This is a genomic window from Cellulosimicrobium sp. TH-20 (genome assembly GCF_002105775.1).
GTDB lineage: Bacteria > Actinomycetota > Actinomycetes > Actinomycetales > Cellulomonadaceae > Cellulosimicrobium > Cellulosimicrobium funkei.
On sequence record NZ_CP020857.1, the window covers coordinates 376,782 to 394,253 of the forward strand.

Below are 17,472 nucleotides of genomic sequence, written 5' to 3' on the forward strand. Positions count from 1 at the left end.
CCGCCGGGGTTCCAGGCTAGTGACGTCGAACGGATCGTGCCCGGGCCGGAGGTCCCGGCCCGGGCCCGGGGCTACAGGTGGGCGTCCGCGTACACGCGCAGGGCGTCGCGCACGAGCGTCGCACCCTCGACGCCGCCGTAGCTCTTCGCGAACCGCTCGTCTGCGACGTACATCTCGCCGAGGCCGACGACGTACTCCTTGACCGGTGCCGCGCCGGCACCCGGGGTTCCGGGGATGCCGCCGAGCCACTCGACGTGGCGGCGCGCGAGCTGTTGCGCCTCGTCGGACGCCGGGTCGACGCCCCGGGCGGCCGCCGCGGCCCAGTCCTCTCCGAGCGCGCGCGTGCGGTCCTGCCAGACGGCGCGGTCGTCGTCGGACATCCCCCGCCACCAGGTGTCGCTCCGCGCGTACGCGTCCTTCCCCCAGCGGGCCTCGACCTCGTCGCGGTGCTGCGTGTGGTCGAACCCGTCGAACATGTCGTCCGCCATGAGCTCGCCACCTCCTTCCATCGTGGTGATCGTCCGTTCGACCGACGCGATCTGCCGCGCCAGCCGCTGCCGCTCCGCCCGCAGCCACCCGAGGTGGCCGCGCAGCGCCCGCACCTGGGCCTCCCGCCGGGCGCTGGCCGACGGCGGCCCGTCACCCTGCCGGGCGGGCGGGCCGTCGAGCGCCTCGCGGATCGCGGGGAGGCCGAGACCGAGGTCGCGCAGGAGCAGGATCCGCTGGAGCCGGACGAGCGCGTCGGCGTCGTAGTGGCGGTAGCCGTTCGCCGCGACCCGGCTCGGGGGGAGGAGCCCGACCGCGTCGTAGTGACGCAGCGTGCGGCTCGTCGTCCCGGCCAGGCGCGCGACCTCCTGGATGGACCAGTCGGCCGTGCGGGCGCCCGTCGTGCTCATCTCCCGCTCCTCCCGTGCGTCGGTGGTGCTCTCGTGCGGCACCGGGACCACGGTAGAAGTTGACGTCACGTCAAGGTCAACTGCTTCGAGCTCTCGGAGTTCTCGATGCTGCTCGCGGGAGCGGTCTCGGGCGCGTCCTCGGTCGCGCTCCCGGACGCGGTCGCGTGCGCCACGTGGTGCCACCCGGCGTCGCGCGACGTCGCGGCGAGGAAGCATGCCCGGACGAACGCCACCTGGAGGAACAGGTCGTAGAGCAGCTCAGGCAGCACGAGGACGGCGAGCAGCCGGCCCTTCGGCCCGTTCCGCCACACCGTCACGACCCGTTCGAGCACGAGGACCCCGCCCACGGCGAGCCACGCCGGGACCACCCGGAACGTGCCCGCGACGACCGTCAGCGCCGTGAGGACGAGGAGGCTCGCGAGCATGAGCGTGCTCAGCACGAGCATCGCCTGCTGCCCGACGTACCGGGCAGTGACGCGCGTGAACCCGTACGCGTGCAGGTTGTCGAGCATCCCCTTGTACCAGCGGACGCGCTGGCGGTGCAGGTCGCGGCACGTCGGCATGAGCTCCGTCGTGCAGGACATCCGCACCGGCGACGCGAGCTCGTAGCCGAGCGTGCGCAGCGCGAGGGTGAGCTCGGAGTCCTCGGTGATGGCGCCGACGTCGTACACGTCGCCGCGCCGCCCCGGGAGCCGGTCCCCGCGCGCGGCGGCGACCGCCCGCAGCGCCTCGGTCCGCACGAGCGCGGCCGTGCCCGTGAGGACGGACGTCCGCCCGGTCACGTCGATCTGCACGCCGTACCGCTCGTACTCGTCGGACTGGAGCTGCTCGAGCACCGAGCGCGGCGGGGTGCCGCGGAAGACACCACCGACCGCGCCGAGCTCCGGGCGCGCGTCGAGCAGGGCGAGGCCGTCCTCGACGAACGTCGGGGCGATGGTCGTGTCCGCGTCGAGCACGAGGACGTTCTCCGCCTCCACCCCGCGCAGCGCCTGGTTCAGCGCCCCGGCCTTGCGGCCGGTGTTGCCGACCGTCTCGACGACGTCGGCGCCCAGGCGGCGCGCGGTCTCGACCGTCGCGTCGGTGCTGCGGTCGGACACGACGACGACCCGGTCGACCGGGCGCGTCTGCGCCCGGACCGACGCGAGCGTCGTCGGCAGGGCCGCGGCCTCGTCGTGCGCCGGGACCACGACCACCACCCGTGGGAGCGTCGCCGCGCTCATCGGTGCTCCGCGAGCCGCTTGCGCAGGACGCGCGCCGTCATGACGAGCGCGAGCCCCGCCACGACGAGCGTCCAGGCTCCCACCACGTAGAAGCCCGCGATCGCTCCCGTCGTCGCGAGCACGGTCCCTGCCTGAGTCGTACCGAGCTGGTACACGATCCACCTCCTGTCGTCGTCGGTGGTTCCACCGTCCGTCGCGGAGGCCGGTACCCATCCGGGCCCGGGCGGCGGTGGAGCACCGCCCGGGACGTCGGGTGAGCACGCGGGGGCCGCGGAGGAGTGCCCTGCCGTCGGGCGGTGGGTACACGACGACGCCCGGCCTCCGCGGCGTGCGGGGACCGGGCGTCGGAGGTGGCGCGTCAGGCGGTCGGTGCCGCCCCGCCGTCGGACGGGGCGGAGCCGGGGCCGGGGCCGTCGGACGGTGCCGGTGAGGGCGCGGAGCTCTGCTGCGCCGGGGCGGCGCGGCGCCGTCCGAGGACGAACCCGACCGCACCTCCCACCAGCAGGGCTCCGGCTCCCGCGAGGAGCGCCGCGGCACCCGGCGGGTACGCGCCCACGGGGACGAACGTCGTCCCGGAGACCGGCGCTTACGCGAACCAGCCGAACGACGTCGGGCGGCTCGCGACCAAGAGCGCGGCGAGCAGCAGGCCGACCCCCAGCACGACGAGCGCCACCAGGACGACGGCGGCGACGCGCGGACGGACCGGACGGGGCGCGGGCTGCTCGGGGGCGGTCACGTCCGCCATCGTCCCGGGCGACGGCGCCCGCGGCAACCGACCGCGGCGCTACTCCCCCACGGTCCCGTCGATCGCCTCGCGCAGCAGGTCGGCGTGACCGTTGTGCCGCGCGTACTCCTCGACCAGGTGCACGAGGATCCAGCGCAGCGTCCAGCGCTCGCCCGTGTGCCGGTCGGCGCGGGCGCTCAGCCGGTCGAGCCCGCCGTCCGCGAGCGCCGCGTCGAGCACCGCGTCCGACGCCGCGACCGCCCGGTCGAACAGCATGCGCAGCTCCTCCGGCGAGTCGCCCGCCGCGGAGGTCCAGTCCCAGTCGCGGTCGTCGGCCCAGTCCGCCGTGTCGAACGGGGGCATGAGCTCCTCGCCGCGGAACACCTGCGAGAACCACTGCGACTCGACGAACGCGAGGTGCTTGAGCAGCCCGCCCAGCGTCATCGACGACGGCCGCAGCCGGTGCGCGAGCTCCGCGGCGTCGAGCCCGGACGTCTTCCAGCGGAGCGTGTCGCGGTGGAAGTCGAGGAAGCCGCGCAGCGTGGTCACCTCGTCGGCGGCGACGGGCGGGTCGGTGCGGTGGTCGGTCACGGCGCCACCCTAGCGACCGCGCCGGTGCGCCCGCTCAGGGCAGGTCGGCCTCCCACGCGAGCCACTTCCGCCGTACCGCCGCCTCGACGTCGACGCCCTGGGAGCGCGCGAGCAGCAGCAGGTGCGCCAGGACGTCGGCGACCTCGTCCGCGAGCGGTGAGGCTGCGCCGTCGGGCCCGGGCGTCCCTGCGCCTCCGCGCGGGCGGGTGCGCCCCGTCGCGGCGAGGAACGCCTGGGTCAGCTCGCCGACCTCCTCGGTGAGCTTGAGCATGAACCAGTCCGGGTCGCGGTCGACGCCGAACTTGCGCGCGTACAGCGCCGACACCGCCTCGACGCGCTCGCCGAGCGCGGGCAGGGTGAGGGGCGCGTCGTCGTCCATCGCGCCAGTGAACCACCTGGCACCTCCGACCGTTCGGCACCCACGGTCCGCGTTCAGCAGCACGAGGTGCCGAACCCCGCACGACCTGCCGAACAGCGGACCTAACGCACGACGAGCGCGACGACGAGCAGCAGCACCGTCGCGACGATCTCCCCGGTCCCGACGGCCCGCGGGCTCAGCCGTCGGCCCGGCAGCACCGCCGCCCGGGCGGTCGCGGCGGCGAGGAACGCCGTCGCCCACCACCATGTGGGGTCGTGCACGACGGCGACGACGCCCGCCGCGACGGTGACCGCCGCGTGGTAGGCGACCGAGGCGACGACGTACGACCGCACGCCGCGCTCGCGGATCATCGTCTTGACGTAGAGCACCGTGCCGAACAGGTACGCGAGGAGCAGCGCGGCGACCAGCCAGACGACGGCCGGGACGGCGAGGGCGGACGCACCCGCGGGCCGGCACGCCGCGTAGGCGACGACCGTCATGAGCGACGCGGCGACCGTGAGGGCGCCGCCCGCGGCGACCGACCGCTCGGTGCGCCGCGCCGACGCCCACAGCCCGAGCGCGAGGAACGGCACGAACGCGGGCGCCCAGGCCGCGAGCGCCGGGTCGAGCAGGAGCACGACCGTCCCGAGAACGGTCGCAGCCGCGCCGTACGTGAGCATCGGGCGCCGGTAGCGGGGCCGGCGGCGGGACTTCAGCCACAGCCCGGCCGCGGAGTAGGCGAGGTACCCGATGAGCCAGAGCGCGCCGAGCGCGAGGGTCACCGGACGGAACCCGGCGTCCTGCACGCCGCGCACCGTGCCGACCACGAACGGCAGCAGGAGCATGGGCCACGCGCCGTGCTGGTTCGGCACCCAGCCGGGCGGACGTCGGGCCACGTCCCGAGGCTAGCGCCGCAGGGGCCGGCTCCGGCCGCGCGGAGTCCCCCGTGCGCGCGGCCGCACGTCCCGGCCGCGCGGGACCTTCGTCCTGACCTTCGACGGCGTCCCGCGGCGCGCCGTCGTCCGTCGTCACGCGCGGTCGTCGGACTAGATATGGTGGCGCAGCCGTGATTCACACCCCACATGTTGGGGTACGGTCCGTCGCGCAACCTCTGCGTGCCGGCGAGAACCCGGTGGGCAGAGGGGACGAGCGATGACCGCCATCGAGCTCGACCAGGCAGCACCGCACCGCACGACCGCCACGCTGGAGGTCCTCAAGCGCGACGGCCGGCGACGGCCGTTCGACGACGCCCGCATCCGCGCCGCCGTGACGAAGGCGTTCGCGGAGGTGCACGGCGACCTCACGGCGACGCACCGCCGCCGCGTGGCGGAGGTCGTCGACCAGGTCGACGCGGAGATCGCCGCGCGGTTCGACGCGACCGTGAAGATCTACGAGATCCAGGGCGTCGTCGAGCACGTGCTCCTCGAGTCGCACGAGTACGACGTCGCGCGCGCCTACATCGACTACCGCGTGCAGCGCGACTTCGCGCGCAGCCGGGCGACGGACCTCAACCACTCGATCGTGCGGCTGCTCGACAAGGACTCGACGGTCGTCAACGAGAACGCGAACAAGGACAGCGAGGTCTTCAACACCCAGCGCGACCTCACGGCCGGGACGGTGGGCAAGGCGATCGGGCTGCGGATGCTGCCGCCGCACGTCGCGAACGCGCACCAGAAGGGCGACCTGCACTACCACGACCTCGACTACCACCCCTACGCGCCCATGACGAACTGCTGCCTCATCGACTTCCGGTCGATGCTGTCGAGCGGCTTCCGGATCGGGAACGCGCAGGTCGAGCCGCCCCGTTCGATCCAGACCGCGACGGCGCAGATCAGCCAGATCATCGCGAACGTGTCCTCCAGCCAGTACGGCGGGTGCTCGGTCAACCGCATCGACGAGCTCCTCGCCCCGTACGCCGAGCGCAACCTGGAGAAGCACCTCGCGGACGCGCGCCGCTGGATCGCCGACGCCTCTGCGCACGAGGAGTACGCGCGCGAGAAGACGCGCAAGGACATCTACGACGCGATGCAGTCGCTGGAGTACGAGATCAACACCCTGTTCACGTCGAACGGGCAGACGCCGTTCACGTCGGTCGGGTTCGGGCTCGGCACGGGGTGGCTGGAGCGCGAGATCCAGCGCGCGATCCTCCAGATCCGCATCCGCGGCCTCGGCAGCGAGGGCCGCACCGCGATCTTCCCCAAGCTCATCTTCACGCTGCGCCGCGGGCTGAACCTCGACCCCGGCGACCCCAACCACGACCTCAAGCAGCTCGCGGTCGAGTGCGCGACGAAGCGCATGTACCCGGACGTGCTGTCGTACGACAAGATCGTCGAGCTCACCGGGTCGTTCAAGGTGCCCATGGGCTGCCGGTCGTTCCTCCAGGGCTGGCAGGACGAGCACGGCCGGGACGTCTCGGAGGGGCGCATGAACCTCGGCGTCGTGACGCTCAACCTGCCGCGCATCGCGCTCGAGGCGGACGGCGACCTCGACGCGTTCTGGCGCCTGCTCGACGAGCGCCTGGAGACCGTGCACGACGCGCTCGTCTTCCGCATCGAGCGCTGCAAGGAGGCGACGCCGGGCAACGCGCCGATCCTCTACGTGCACGGGGCGTTCGGGGAGCGCCTCGCTCCCGGCGACGACGTCGACCGGCTCTTCCGCGACGGCCGCGCCACGGTGTCGCTCGGGTACATCGGGCTGTACGAGGTCGCCGCCGCGTTCTTCGGCGGCGCCTGGGAGCACGACCCGCGGGCCAAGGAGCTCACGCTCGACGTGCTGCGGTCCCTGCACGCGCACGCCGCCGGGTGGACGGCGCGGCTCGGCTACCGGATCAGCGTCTACGCGACGCCGAGCGAGAGCCTGACCGACCGGTTCTGCCGCCTCGACCGGGAGCGGTTCGGCGCGGTGCCCGACATCACCGACAAGGACTACTACACGAACAGCTTCCACTACGACGTCCGCAAGAGCCCGACGCCGTTCGAGAAGCTCGACTTCGAGGCCGAGTACGCGCGGTACACGTCGGGCGGGTTCATCCACTACTGCGAGTACCCCGTGCTCCAGCAGAACCCGCGGGCGCTGGAGGCCGTCTGGGACTACGCGTACGACCGCGTGGGCTACCTCGGCACCAACACGCCCATCGACCGCTGCTACGCGTGCGGGTTCACGGGTGACTTCGACCCGACCGCGCGCGGCTTCGCGTGCCCGTCGTGCGGCAACGCCGACCCGCGCACGTGCGACGTCGTGAAGCGCACGTGCGGGTACCTCGGCAACCCGCAGCAGCGCCCCATGGTGCACGGCCGCCACGCGGAGATCTCCGCGCGCGTGAAGCACCTGCCGGACTCGGCGTCGGCGTGACCGTGGCGCGCACCCCCGGCCCCGGCTGGCGCTCGGACCGCGTCAGCCAGGGGTACGTCGCGGACTACAAGCCGTTCGTCATGGTCGACGGCGAGGGAGTGCGCTGCTCCCTCTACGTGAGCGGGTGCCTGTTCGCGTGCGAGGGCTGCTTCAACGAGGCCGCGTGGAGCTTCCGCTACGGCCGCCCGTACGACGACGCCCTGGAGGACCGCGTCCTCGCCGACCTCGCGCACCCCGCCGTGCAGGGCCTGTCCCTGCTCGGCGGGGAGCCGTTCCTCAACACGGGCGTGTGCCTGCGGCTCGTGCGCCGCCTGCGCGCCGAGCACGACGACCGCCGGGACGTGTGGTGCTGGACGGGCTACACCCTGGAGGAGCTGCGCGCGGGGACCGCGGACCAGCGCGCGCTGCTCGCCGAGGTCGACGTGCTGGTCGACGGCCGGTTCGAGCTCGCGCGCCGCGACCTCACGCTCGCGTTCCGCGGCAGCACCAACCAGCGCGTGCTCGACGCGCGGGCCTCGCTCGCGACGGGGCGCGTCGTCCCGTGGGCGTCGGACCGCGCGACGACGAGCGCCTGACGACAGCAGCCCCGGGCCGCCGGATCACCGGGACGCGCGGCGCCTGGGAGCGGCGTCGGGTTCCGCGGGGCGGCGGATGCTCCCGATCATCTCCCACGTCGCCGTCGTCATCCGGAAGGTTCCCCAGAGGAAGAGGACGAACCCGCAGACGTAGAGGGCGTTGAGCGCACCGCGCGGGACAGGTGTGGTGACGTCGGGAGCGTCCGGGGCGACGACGACGGCGGTGAGGAAGGAACCCACGGCGGCGGCACCGAAGAAGATCACGCAGGCGATCACCGCGAGCACGAGCCCGGAGACCGCCTTCTTCGCCGGCGTGGTCCACGACATGTCGTCCTCCTGGTGGTCGGTTGCGCTCGACGATCTCATGGACGCCCCCGACCCACCACGGACGGCGACCACGCCCGCCGGAAGCACCTTCACCCCGCGCAGCCGCGCCTGGTGAGCCGTCAGACGGTCTTGCGGGTGCGGCGGATGCCGACCCACAGCCCGACGGCGCACGTCACCGCCGCGGCGACGAAGCCCCACAGCACGTCGGGGTCGGCGAACGACCCGGCGAGCAGCGCGCGCTCCGCGTCGACGATGTAGGTCAGCGGGTTGAAGAGCGCCGCGGTGCGCATCCACGCCGGCCCGGCCTCGAGCGGCAGCATCATGCCGGAGAGGATGAGCAGCGGGAACAGCAGCGACTGCTGCACTCCCCAGAACAGCCACTCGCGGTTCTTCGCGGCGAGCGCGAGCGCGATCGACAGCGCGCCCACCCCGATGCCGAACAGCCCGAGCAGCAGCAGCCCGACGAGCAGGTGCAGCGGGTAGAGCGTGAAGCCGAACGGGACGCACACGAGCGCGATGAGCAGCCCCTGCACGACGAGCGGCGCGAACTCCTTGAGCGAGCGCCCGACGAGGATCGCGGAACGGTCGAGCGGCGTCGCGAGCACGCGCTCGTAGGAGCCGGTCATCATCTCGTAGAGCAGGTTCGACCCGCTCATGGACGTGCCGAACAGCGAGATCATGACGATCACGCCCGGGACGAACCACTGCAGCGTCTCGGCCGTCGACCCGCCGCCCCCGGGTGCGCCGCCACCGAACCCGCCGACCGCGCCCGTGAGGAGCGGGCCGAACAGGCCGAGGAAGATCAGCGGCTGCAGCAGCGAGAAGATCAGCGTGAACGGGTCGCGCAGCACGAGCAGGATCTCGCGCGTGAACACGGCCCACGTGTCGCCGAGGAACTTCGCGACGCCGGTCCGCATCGCCGTGTCGGCACCGGCGGCCGGTGCCCCGACGCGTGCGCCCGCCAGGTCGGTCCGCGTGCTCATGCGGCCTCCTCTCGCAGGCTGCGGCCGGTGAGGTTGAGGAAGACGTCGTCGAGGCTCGCCTGCTTGAGCTCCGCCGAGCGCACGGCCAGCCCCGCGACGCGCAGCGCCTCGATGGCCTCCGGGAGACGGTCGGCGCCGTGCGTCGTCGAGATGCGGACCGTCACGACGCCGTCCGCGCCGGTCGTGGTCGCGACCCGGCCCGCGTCCTCGGCGAGGGACGCGCGGACGCGGCCGACGACGTCGGGCACCGCTCCCGGTGACGCCTCCCCCGGGGCACCGCCGCCGGGCGCCGGGACCACGGCGAGCGTGATGACGTCGTCCGCGTGGTCGTGCTTGAGGGAGTCCGGCGTGGCGTCGGCGATGATCTCGCCGTGGTCGATGACGACGACGCGCTCCGCCATGCTGTCGGCCTCGTCGAGGTAGTGGGTCGTGAGCACGATCGTCATGCCGTAGCGCTCGCGCATCGCCGCGATGTGCTCCCAGAGGTTCGCGCGGGCGTGGGGGTCGAGGCCCGTAGTCGGCTCGTCGAGGAAGAGCAGCGGCGGGTGGTTCATCAGCCCGAGCGCCACGTCGAGGCGACGGCGCTGGCCGCCGGACAGCGACTGCACGGTCCGCTTCTCGAGCCCACCGAGGTCGAGGGCGTCGAGGAGCTCGGCGGCGCGCCGCGTGTACTCGGAGGGCGGCAGCCCGTAGAAGCGGCCCTGGTTGTGGAGCTCGTCGAGCACGCGGTAGGAGAACCCGCCGCCGTTGCCCTGGCCGATGAAGCCGATGCGCGAGCGGACCCGCGCCGGGTCGCGCGCGACGTCGTACCCGGCGACCTCCGCGGTCCCGGCGGTCGGTGCGAGGAGGCTCGTCAGCATTCTCAAGGTCGTGGACTTGCCGGCCCCGTTCGGGCCGAGGAAGGCGACGAGCTCGCCCTCCCGGACGTCGACGTCGATGCCCTTGACGGCCTCGACGGTCTCTTTCTTGCGGTGGAAGGTCTTGGTCAGGCCGCGGGCTCGGATCACCGGAGCCACCCTCTCGTACGCCGTACCGAAATGGAGCGACCACGCTAGCATACGGTGTACGGGAAAAGGCAAGCCTTCGTCGCACGCTCGCACCGGAGGCGAGATCCCGCGGGAAGTCGGGGAGGATACGCACGTGACGACCGACCCGACCGACGCCCGCGCGGCCGACCGTGCGCCGTCGGCCACCGCGCCGACCCCGCCCGCGACCCCGGACCCCGAGGGTTCCGAGCGTCCGCGCGGCGTCGCGGCCGCCGCGGACGCCGGGGTCGCCTCCGCGGTGCAGGCGGCCGAGCACGCGCGCGCGCAGTTCACCGAGATCGTCCGCACCCCCGAGATCACGCGCCGCCTCGCGCTCCTGTGGGACCCGCCGGCCCCCGCGACGCGCGGCCGCAAGCCGCGCCTCACGCTCGACGACGTCGTGCGGGCGGGGATCGCCGTCGCGCAGGAGGGCGGGCTCGACGCGCTGTCCATGCGCCGCGTCGCGACCGAGCTCGGCGTCGGGGCGATGTCGCTCTACACCTACGTGCCCGGCCGCACCGAGCTCGTCGACCTCATGATCGACCGCGCGTACGCCGAGCTCGACCTGCCCGCTGCGGGAGCCCCGTGGCGTCCCGCGCTCGCGCAGTACGCGCACGAGCTGTGGAACCTCTACCTGCGCCACCCGTGGATCCTCCAGACCAACATGTGGCGCGCCCCGCTCGCGCCGCACGTGCTCGACGCCCAGGAGGCCGGGCTGCGGACCATCGTCGACACGGGCCTCTCCGAGCTGCAGGTCGTCGACACCCTCGGCCTCGTCGACAACTACGTCCAGGGCCTCGCGCGCGCCACGATCGCCGAACGGACCGAGCGCGACGCGACCGGCGTGGGCAACGACGAGTACTGGACGACGCTCGGCAGCTTCTGGGAGGACTGGTTCGACGTCGAGCGCTACCCCGTCATGACGCGCGTCTACGTCGCGGGCGGCTTCGACGCGCCGCAGGGGCCCTTCGACGCGAGCCTCGACCGTCTGCTCGACGCCGTCGAGCTGGCCATCGACAGCGCGAGCGCCGACCGGTCCGACGACCCCGCCGCCGCGCCGGAGGACCCCGACCCCGCGGGCTAGGGAGGTCGTGCCGAAGGTCCCGCGGCACGACGTCCGTCCCGGCTGACGTGCGGGCGCCACCCCTGGCAGGATCGACCCATGGATCCCCGCGCCGGCACGCCCGCCCAGCCCAGCGACCTCATCGACGTCGACGCCGTGGTCGGCGCCTACTACGACCTCGCGCCCGACGTCGACGACCCGGCCCAGAAGGTCGTGTTCGGCACGTCGGGCCACCGGGGGTCGAGCCTGGACCACGCGTTCAACGAGGCGCACATCATCGCGATCACGGCCGCGATCGTCGAGTACCGGCGCTCGCAGGGCACCGACGGGCCGCTGTTCATCGGGCGCGACACGCACGCGCTGTCGCTCCCGGCGTGGCAGACCGCGCTCGAGGTCCTCGTCGCGGCGGGCGTCCAGACGTACGTCGACGCGCGCGACTCGTTCACCCCGACCCCCGCCGTCTCGCAGTCGATCCTCCTGCACAACGAGGCGACGACGGTCGACGGCGTCCGCACCACCGGCCCCGGCCTCGCGGACGGGATCGTCGTCACGCCGTCGCACAACCCCCCGCGCGACGGCGGCTTCAAGTACAACCCGCCGCACGGTGGCCCCGCCGGGTCCGAGGCGACCGGCTGGATCGCGGACCGCGCGAACGAGATCCTGCGCACCGGCGTCGGCAGCGTGCCGCGCGTGCCGCTGACCCAGGCGCTCACGTCCGAGCACGTGCACAAGCACGACTTCCTCACCACGTACGTCGACGACCTGGCGAACGTCCTCGACCTCGACGCGATCCGCGACTCCGGCGTGCGGATCGGCGCCGACCCGCTGGGTGGCGCGTCGGTCGAGTACTGGGGCGAGATCGGCGAGCGGTACGGGCTCGACCTCACGGTCGTCAACCCGCAGGTCGACCCCCGCTGGGCGTTCATGACCCTCGACTGGGACGGCAAGATCCGCATGGACTGCTCCTCGCCGTACGCGATGGCGTCCCTCGTCGCGGGCATGACCGGGGAGTCCGGGAACGTCGAGGGCGGCGCGCCGTTCGACGTCGCCACCGGGAACGACGCCGACTCCGACCGCCACGGGATCGTCACGCCCGACGCCGGGCTCATGAACCCCAACCACTACCTCGCCGTCGCGATCCAGTACCTCTACGGCGGCGCGCGCGAGGGCTGGCGCGACGACGCCGCGATCGGCAAGACGCTCGTGTCGTCCGCGCTCATCGACCGCGTCGCGGGCGGGCTCGGCCGTCGGCTCGTCGAGGTCCCCGTCGGGTTCAAGTGGTTCGTGCCCGGCCTGCTCGACGGCTCGGTCGGGTTCGGCGGCGAGGAGTCCGCCGGGGCGTCGTTCCTGCGCAAGGACGGCCGCGTCTGGTCCACGGACAAGGACGGCCTGCTCCTCGCGCTGCTCGCGTCGGAGATCATCGCGACGACGGGCCGCACGCCGTCCGAGCACCACCGCGACCTCGTCGAGCGTTACGGCGAGTCCTGGTACGCGCGCGTCGACGCGCCCGCGACGCTCGAGGAGAAGGCGACGCTCGGCAAGCTCTCGCCCGAGCAGGTCACCGCGACCGAGCTCGCCGGCGAGCCGATCACCGCGAAGCTCACGAACGCCCCCGGGAACGACGCCCCGATCGGCGGGCTCAAGGTGACGACCGAGAACGCGTGGTTCGCGGCCCGGCCGTCGGGCACGGAGAACGTCTACAAGATCTACGCCGAGTCGTTCGTCTCCGCGGAGCACCTGACCCAGGTCCAGGCCGAGGCGAAGGACGTCGTCTCCGCCGCGCTGTCTGGCCGCTAAGACGCGAACTTCACCCTCCACAACGCTCGTGCTTCAACTATCCTCTGGGGAACACGATTCTCGGACGCTTGGGGCCGTTGTGAGTGCAAATGATGCGGTATTGCTCGAAGACATGATCAGCCGCGATCGAGCGACTTCTCCAACTTCACTTACCCATGCCGAGCACGAAGCGCGGTTTCTCGCGAAGCACTATCTAAAGCACTACCAGCCCACACCCGATGACCTCGCGTCAGGAATCGTCGACGGCTCCCTCGATGCCGGCATCGATGGCATGTACCTCTTTGTTAACGGGTATTGCATTCGCGACGACTCGCCACTAGCAGGCATCGGAAAGAACGCGCAACTCGACCTATTTATCGTTCAGGTAAAGAACACCAAGGGGTTTCGCGAGGACGCACTCGACAAGCTCTGCGTAAATTTGCCGCGCCTGTTCGACTTCAACCGGGATGAGGCAGCTCTCTCAAAGACCGTGAATGCTGGCGTAATTGAAATTTCCCGTCGGTTCCTCCGCGCGTACCGCAATCTTGAGATGCCGTCGCTGCGGATATTTATAGCATACGCTTCACTGCGCGCAACCGAATTGCACCCCAATACCGGGGAAAAAGGCGAGGTGCTACGGAGCACGATTGCGGGGTGCTTTGCGGGCGCCGACGTCTCCATGGAGTTTCTCGATGCCGCTCGCATCACGGACCTGGTGCGCGAGAAGCCCGCGACAAGCCGGAAGCTCGCTCTCGCCGAGAATCCGATTTCTACCGACAAAGCTGGCGGCTACATCGCCGTCGTGAAACTGGACGAGTACGAACGGTTCATAACCGGAGAGAGTGGCGAACTCGATGCGGGTCTCTTTGACGCCAACGTTCGCGACTACGAGGGCGAGACGGCCGTTAACCGGAGCATCCAAGGGACTCTTGAATCCGAGGATGTAGGGGTTGACTTCTGGTGGCTCAACAACGGTGTCACGATAGTCGCGACTCGGGTACAACCAGCGAACAAGCTGCTTGAGCTTGAATCTCCACAGATTGTAAACGGCCTTCAAACTTCAAACGAAATCTACAAGAGATCGCGCTCAGGACGTGACTCTTCGGACGATCGCAGCGTGCTAATTAAGGTCATTCAGGCGCAAGATTCCGAGGTTCGGGATAGGATTATTCGCGCAACAAACAGCCAGACTTCTCTAGGTCCGAGTGCGCTGCGGGCGACGGATCGCGTCCAGCGCGAGATTGAGGAGCATCTTTCGACTCTCGGCCTCTACTACGAGCGAAGGCGCAGGCAGCACACGAACAATGGAATACCAGAGGCCAAGATTGTAACGATCGATCAGATGGGCTGCGCGCTTCTTTCGGCATTGGGGCAGATTCCCCATATTGCTCGGGGGGAGCTTTCTCGGATCTTCGAGACGGACGTCTACGATTTGCTATTTTCACCTGAGCACCCCATTCTCGCCTACTCTTCTTGTATTAGCCTGTATCGCGCAAATGTAACCTTCTTGGTCGAAGACCCCTCCACTCGTCCGCATCGGCAGGACTTTGAGAACCACCTCACGATGCTCACAGCCATGGCACTAACGCGTCGCGAGAGGCCGAGCGCTGCAGATCTAGCAGCCATCCCACCCGAAGGTCCGCCAATCGGGCTGCAAGAGGAACTCTTGACCCTAATTCGGGACGAGTATGCGCGGCATACTCGCGTGACCGGCGAGCTACTATTTGACCAGATCGCGAAAGATAGCCGCGTAACCAACAAACTTGTCGAGCGCGGGCGAGCATTTGTCCGACAAGCTCCTCGGCACTAGGGCCTGGGTTGAATTTGTCGTAGCTCCCACGTGTCCGTCGCGACGCGCTGGGCGTCGCGGAGCGCGCGGGCCGGGTCGACGCCCTTGGGGCAGACCTGCGTGCACGCACCGATCTGGATGCACGGCCAGGCGCCGAACTCGGTGTCGAGGACGTCGGCGCGGTCGAGCTCGCCCGCGTCGCGCGAGTCCTCGTCCCAGCGGCGCGCCGTCGCGACGACGGCCGGGCCGAGGAAGTCGGGCGCGACGTCGAGCTGCGGGCACGCCGCGTAGCAGAGCATGCAGTCGATGCACTCGGCGAAGCCCTTGAACGCGGCGAGCTCGCCCGGCGTCTGCCGGTGGCCCGACGCCGGCCCGACCGCCCGCAGCACGTCGTCGCCGGCCGGCGTCCGCGAGCCGTCGACGTCCTCGCCCACCTCGACCCCGGCGCCGGCCCCCGCCCCGGCTCCGGCTTCGGCCCCGAGTCCGGCCGAGGGCGGGTCGACGAGCGGGAGGCGCGTGGCGCCGTCGGGCACGAGCCAGGGCTGCACGGTGGCGAGCTTGCCGAGGAACGTGTCCGTGTCCACGACGAGGTCGCGCAGCACCTCGGCGTGCGCGAGCGGCTCGACGACGAGGCCGGACGTGCGGTAGCCGCGCATGAACGTCTCGCACCCGAGCACCGGGCGGCCGTTGACCATGACGCCGCAGCTCCCGCAGACCGCCATCTTGCACGACCACCGGAACGTCAGCGTGGGGTCGGCGTGGTCCTTGACCCACTGGAGCGCGTCGAGCACGGACGTGCGGTCGTCGTAGGGCACGTCGAACACGTCCCGCCTGCCGGTGCCCGCGCCGTCGGGCGACGTGCGCGCGACCTCCAGCCGCACCGTCTGCTCGCTCACGCGCCCTCTCCCTCCTTCGCCGAGAACGACGTCGTCGTCGTCTCCGGGCCCTTCCCGACAGCAACCCCGTGCTCGGCGGGGGTCCCGGCGCCCACCGGGACGTGCGCCACCTCGATGGTGCCGCCCACGCCGAGGCGGACCTCGGAGTGGCACGCCACCGCGTCCGGCGCCGGGAAGTCCAGCCGCTGGTGGGCGCCGCGCGACTCCTCCCGCGCGAGCGCGGCGGCGACGGTCGCGTGCGCGACGAGCAGCGTCGCGCCGAGCTCGACGGTCGTCGCCCAGTCGGTGTTGAGCACTGCGCTCGTGTCGGCGACGCGCACGTCGTCGTACCGGGCACGCAGGTCCTCGACGGCCGCGAGCGCCCGCCGCAGGCCGTCGGCGTCGCGGTAGATCCCGGCGTCGGCGTCGAGCAAGCGCCCGAGCTCGGCCCGGATCGCGGCGGGCGGCTCGGTCCCCCGGCCGCGCATCGCGAGGTAGCCGTCGGCGATCTCGGCAGCCCGGTCCACGACCGCGGGACCCGTCCGGACGGCCGGGGGCCCGCCGTCGGCCCCGGGCGGGCCCATCTCCCGCGACCACGCGAGCGCCGCCTCGCCCGCCGCGCGCCCGACGACGAGCGTCTCCACCAGCGAGTTGGACCCGAGCCGGTTGGCGCCGTGCAGGCCGGTGGAGGCGCACTCCCCCGCGGCGAACAGCCCGGCGACGCCGGTCGTGCCGCGCGCGTCGGTGCGGATGCCGCCCATCGTGTAGTGCGCCGTCGGGCGGACGGGGACGGGCTCGGCCGCCGGGTCGACGCCCGCGAACTGCTTGGCCAGGCCGGTCACGAGCGGCAGCCGCTCGGCGAGCCGCTCCTTGCCGAGGTGCCGCAGGTCGAGCAGGACGACGCCGCCGTCGGGAGTCGGGATCGTGCGGCCGTCGCGGTCGGCGTGCCAGAACGCCTGCGACAGGCGGTCGCGAGGCCCGAGCTCCATGGTGCGCGGCACGGGCGCCCCGACGGGCGACTCGGGGCCGAGGCCGTAGTCGGCGAGGTAGCGGCGGCCGTCGGCGTCGAGCAGCACCCCGCCCTCGCCGCGCGCGGCCTCGGTGAGGAGGATGCCGCTGCCCGGGAGGCCGGTCGGGTGGAACTGGAGGAACTCCAGGTCGCGCAGCGGCACGTCCGCCCGCAGCGCCATCGCGGTGCCGTCGCCCGTGCAGATGCCCGCGTTCGTGCTGGTCCCCCACGCGCGCGCCGAGCCACCCGTCGCGAGGACCACGGCGGGCGCCTCCAGGAGCAGCGGCTCGCCGCGGTGCTGGTCGTGCACGACGACGCCGCGCACCCGCGCGTCCGGCCCGCCCGGGTCGTCGACCAGGAGGTCGAGCACGTGGTGCTCGTCGTACCGGCGGACGGGACCGTCGGGGCCGGAGTGCCGCAGCGACGTCTGGAACAGGGTGTGCAGGAGGTGGAAGCCGGTCTTGTCGGCGGCGAACCAGGTGCGCGCGCGGCTCATACCACCGAACCGACGGACGGCCACGTCGCCGGCGTCGGTGCGCGACCACGGCAGCCCCCACCGCTCGAGCCGGTAGAGCTCGCCGGCCGCGCGCTCCACGACGAATCGGACGGCGTCCTCCTCGCACAGCCCGGCGCCGCCCGCGAGGGTGTCGGCGACGTGCTGCTCGAGCGAGTCGTCGTCCCCCACGACGCCCGCCGCGCCGCCCTCGGCGGCGACCGTGTGCGAGCGCATCGGGTACACCTTCGACACGAGCGCGACCACGGGGGCGCGACCGTCGTCACGGGCTGCCGCCTCGGCGACGGCGAGCGCCGCGCTCAGCCCGGCGGCGCCGCCCCCGACCACGACCACGTCGGCGCGCTCGACGCGCAGCGCGGTCACCGGCGTCCTCGGGGCGTGCGGGAGGGGCCGGCC

18 protein-coding genes are annotated in these 17,472 nt (G+C 72.2%); 5 read left to right on the top strand and 13 right to left on the bottom strand.

Going from position 1 to position 17,472, the window contains the following annotated elements; translation table 11 throughout:
- Positions 1 to 71: 71 nt before the first annotated feature.
- The 8 genes from B8281_RS01670 to B8281_RS01695 all read right to left on the bottom strand — a co-directional run bounded on the left by B8281_RS01670 (position 72) and on the right by B8281_RS01695 (position 4,685).
- Positions 72 to 896, bottom strand: coding sequence for a MerR family transcriptional regulator (locus B8281_RS01670; RefSeq protein WP_085388554.1), 825 nt, complete (start codon positions 894 to 896; stop codon positions 72 to 74).
- 65 nt (positions 897 to 961) lie between these two features.
- Positions 962 to 2,116: a glycosyltransferase family 2 protein gene (locus B8281_RS01675; protein ID WP_198163113.1), complete on the bottom strand. Its 1,155-nt coding sequence runs from the start codon at positions 2,114 to 2,116 to the stop codon at positions 962 to 964.
- Positions 2,113 to 2,271: a hypothetical protein gene (locus B8281_RS19385; protein ID WP_009861736.1), complete on the bottom strand. Its 159-nt coding sequence runs from the start codon at positions 2,269 to 2,271 to the stop codon at positions 2,113 to 2,115. Before B8281_RS19385 ends, B8281_RS01675 begins: the two co-directional genes overlap by 4 nt.
- 203 nt (positions 2,272 to 2,474) lie before the next feature.
- Positions 2,475 to 2,672: a hypothetical protein gene (locus B8281_RS01680; protein WP_085386704.1), complete on the bottom strand. Its 198-nt coding sequence runs from the start codon at positions 2,670 to 2,672 to the stop codon at positions 2,475 to 2,477.
- A 30-nt stretch (positions 2,673 to 2,702) separates the two neighbouring features.
- On the bottom strand, positions 2,703 to 2,852 hold the full coding sequence (locus tag B8281_RS19050; protein ID WP_157446512.1) for a hypothetical protein: 150 nt from the start codon (positions 2,850 to 2,852) through the stop codon (positions 2,703 to 2,705).
- 48 nt (positions 2,853 to 2,900) lie between these two features.
- Positions 2,901 to 3,431 carry a DinB family protein gene (locus tag B8281_RS01685; protein WP_034655021.1) on the bottom strand — a complete coding sequence of 177 codons (531 nt, stop codon included), beginning with the start codon at positions 3,429 to 3,431 and terminating at the stop codon, positions 2,901 to 2,903.
- 34 nt (positions 3,432 to 3,465) lie between these two features.
- Positions 3,466 to 3,810 carry a MazG nucleotide pyrophosphohydrolase domain-containing protein gene (locus B8281_RS01690; protein ID WP_085386705.1) on the bottom strand — a complete coding sequence of 115 codons (345 nt, stop codon included), beginning with the start codon at positions 3,808 to 3,810 and terminating at the stop codon, positions 3,466 to 3,468.
- A 101-nt stretch (positions 3,811 to 3,911) separates the two neighbouring features.
- The gene (locus tag B8281_RS01695) at positions 3,912 to 4,685 is read right to left on the bottom strand and encodes a YwiC-like family protein (RefSeq protein ID WP_157446513.1); all 774 of its coding nucleotides are present in this window, start codon (positions 4,683 to 4,685) and stop codon (positions 3,912 to 3,914) included.
- A gap of 256 nt (positions 4,686 to 4,941) precedes the next feature.
- On the opposite strand from B8281_RS01695, the gene nrdD reads away from it, so the two are divergent.
- Together nrdD and nrdG are read left to right on the top strand one after the other, a co-directional pair.
- Entirely contained in the window at positions 4,942 to 7,140 is a 2,199-nt protein-coding gene (gene nrdD / locus B8281_RS01700) for an anaerobic ribonucleoside-triphosphate reductase (RefSeq protein WP_085386707.1), read from the top strand.
- A 2-nt stretch (positions 7,141 to 7,142) separates the two neighbouring features.
- Complete coding sequence (gene nrdG / locus B8281_RS01705) at positions 7,143 to 7,715, top strand: anaerobic ribonucleoside-triphosphate reductase activating protein (RefSeq protein ID WP_085388555.1); 573 nt, start codon at positions 7,143 to 7,145, stop codon at positions 7,713 to 7,715.
- 24 nt (positions 7,716 to 7,739) lie between these two features.
- On the opposite strand, the gene B8281_RS01710 is transcribed toward nrdG, so the two are convergent.
- The 3 genes from B8281_RS01710 to B8281_RS01720 form a co-directional block, all read right to left on the bottom strand.
- On the bottom strand, positions 7,740 to 8,042 hold the full coding sequence (locus tag B8281_RS01710) for a hypothetical protein (protein ID WP_043652929.1): 303 nt from the start codon (positions 8,040 to 8,042) through the stop codon (positions 7,740 to 7,742).
- Between the two features lie 119 nt (positions 8,043 to 8,161).
- On the bottom strand, positions 8,162 to 9,025 hold the full coding sequence (locus B8281_RS01715) for an ABC transporter permease (protein ID WP_021483463.1): 864 nt from the start codon (positions 9,023 to 9,025) through the stop codon (positions 8,162 to 8,164).
- Positions 9,022 to 10,032 carry an ABC transporter ATP-binding protein gene (locus B8281_RS01720; protein ID WP_085386708.1) on the bottom strand — a complete coding sequence of 337 codons (1,011 nt, stop codon included), beginning with the start codon at positions 10,030 to 10,032 and terminating at the stop codon, positions 9,022 to 9,024. Before B8281_RS01720 ends, B8281_RS01715 begins: the two co-directional genes overlap by 4 nt.
- Positions 10,033 to 10,165: 133 nt before the next feature.
- Between B8281_RS01720 and B8281_RS01725 the strand changes: the two genes are divergently transcribed.
- From B8281_RS01725 to B8281_RS01735, 3 genes are all read left to right on the top strand, one after another.
- Positions 10,166 to 11,134: a TetR/AcrR family transcriptional regulator gene (locus B8281_RS01725; protein ID WP_051027800.1), complete on the top strand. Its 969-nt coding sequence runs from the start codon at positions 10,166 to 10,168 to the stop codon at positions 11,132 to 11,134.
- A gap of 78 nt (positions 11,135 to 11,212) precedes the next feature.
- Positions 11,213 to 12,910 (top strand): phosphoglucomutase (alpha-D-glucose-1,6-bisphosphate-dependent), encoded by a 1,698-nt coding sequence (pgm, locus tag B8281_RS01730; RefSeq protein ID WP_085386710.1) that lies wholly within the window; start codon positions 11,213 to 11,215, stop codon positions 12,908 to 12,910.
- A 100-nt stretch (positions 12,911 to 13,010) separates the two neighbouring features.
- Positions 13,011 to 14,699 (top strand): AIPR family protein, encoded by a 1,689-nt coding sequence (locus B8281_RS01735; RefSeq protein WP_157446514.1) that lies wholly within the window; start codon positions 13,011 to 13,013, stop codon positions 14,697 to 14,699.
- On the opposite strand, the gene B8281_RS01740 is transcribed toward B8281_RS01735, so the two are convergent.
- Both B8281_RS01740 and B8281_RS01745 read right to left on the bottom strand, forming a co-directional pair.
- Positions 14,696 to 15,574 carry a succinate dehydrogenase/fumarate reductase iron-sulfur subunit gene (locus B8281_RS01740; protein ID WP_198163115.1) on the bottom strand — a complete coding sequence of 293 codons (879 nt, stop codon included), beginning with the start codon at positions 15,572 to 15,574 and terminating at the stop codon, positions 14,696 to 14,698. The two genes, B8281_RS01735 and B8281_RS01740, sit on opposite strands and share 4 nt — an antisense overlap.
- Positions 15,571 to 17,439: an FAD-binding protein gene (locus B8281_RS01745; RefSeq protein ID WP_198163116.1), complete on the bottom strand. Its 1,869-nt coding sequence runs from the start codon at positions 17,437 to 17,439 to the stop codon at positions 15,571 to 15,573. Before B8281_RS01745 ends, B8281_RS01740 begins: the two co-directional genes overlap by 4 nt.
- Positions 17,440 to 17,472 lie beyond the last annotated feature (33 nt).

What these genes read in the sequence shown, in the direction of transcription:
- pgm (WP_085386710.1), top strand. Translation starts at nt 11,213, where the DNA reads ATGGATCCCCGCGCCGGCACGCCCGCCCAGCCCAGCGACCTCATCGAC.
- B8281_RS01670 (WP_085388554.1), bottom strand. Translation starts at nt 896, where the DNA reads ATGAGCACGACGGGCGCCCGCACGGCCGACTGGTCCATCCAGGAGGTC.
- B8281_RS01715 (WP_021483463.1), bottom strand. Translation starts at nt 9,025, where the DNA reads ATGAGCACGCGGACCGACCTGGCGGGCGCACGCGTCGGGGCACCGGCC.
- B8281_RS01675 (WP_198163113.1), bottom strand. Translation starts at nt 2,116, where the DNA reads ATGAGCGCGGCGACGCTCCCACGGGTGGTGGTCGTGGTCCCGGCGCAC.
- B8281_RS01690 (WP_085386705.1), bottom strand. Translation starts at nt 3,810, where the DNA reads ATGGACGACGACGCGCCCCTCACCCTGCCCGCGCTCGGCGAGCGCGTC.
- nrdD (WP_085386707.1), top strand. Translation starts at nt 4,942, where the DNA reads ATGACCGCCATCGAGCTCGACCAGGCAGCACCGCACCGCACGACCGCC.
- B8281_RS01710 (WP_043652929.1), bottom strand. Translation starts at nt 8,042, where the DNA reads ATGTCGTGGACCACGCCGGCGAAGAAGGCGGTCTCCGGGCTCGTGCTC.